Source organism: Prevotella sp. oral taxon 317 str. F0108 (assembly GCF_000162415.1).
In the GTDB taxonomy this organism is placed as follows: Bacteria; Bacteroidota; Bacteroidia; order Bacteroidales; family Bacteroidaceae; genus Prevotella; species Prevotella conceptionensis.
In genome coordinates this window covers 1-746 of record NZ_GG740111.1, presented here as the reverse complement: position 1 = coordinate 746, position 746 = coordinate 1, and the positions used below count along the sequence as shown (strand labels likewise).

1 pseudogene is annotated in these 746 nt (G+C 39.7%); it reads left to right on the top strand.

The window, feature by feature from the left end:
- Positions 1–746 (top strand): annotated as a pseudogene (locus tag HMPREF0670_RS15140) (IS982 family transposase); the annotation flags it as partial.

The window sequence follows — 746 nt, the reverse complement described above, 5'->3', positions numbered from 1 at the left end:
GGAAAAGAAAATATCATAGAAGTTCCACCATGTAAAAGGCCGAAGTCATGCTGATAATGATTCTTTTCCACGACTCCGGTTATCGTTGCTTTAAACATTTCTATCTTGAAAAAGTATACAAGCATCTTCGCCATCTGTTTCCCAATGTTGTTTCTTATAACCGTTTAGTAGAATTGGAAAGGGAGGTAGCCGTACCCTTAACCTTGTTTATCAAGAAGGTCCTCTTGGGCAAATGCACGGGCATAAGCTTTGTTGACAGTACACCATTGCATGTCTGCAAAAACCGGAGAATACATATTCACAAGGTTTTCAAAGGCATAGCTCAAAGAGGAAAATGCTCTATGGGTTGGTTCTTCGGTTTCAAATTGCATTTGATTTGCAATGAGAAAGGAGAACTTCTCAACTTTATGATAACGCCGGGAGACGTTGATGACCGTAAGCCTTTGGAGTACAAAGCATTCATAGATTTCATCTATGGTAAGCCGGTCGGTGACAAGGGATACATCAGCAAGAACCTCTTTCAAAGGCTTTTCGTTGACGGAATACAGCTTATTACCAAATTGAAAAGTAACATGAAAGGAGCTTTAATGAGTGTTTCAGACAGACTTTTACTCAGAAAAAGAGCCATTATAGAAACGGTGAATGATGAACTTAAGAACATTGCGCAGGTGGAACACTCTGGACATAGATGCTTTGACAATTTCATCGTCAACTTATTAGGGGCTATTGCTGCCTATTGTCTGTTT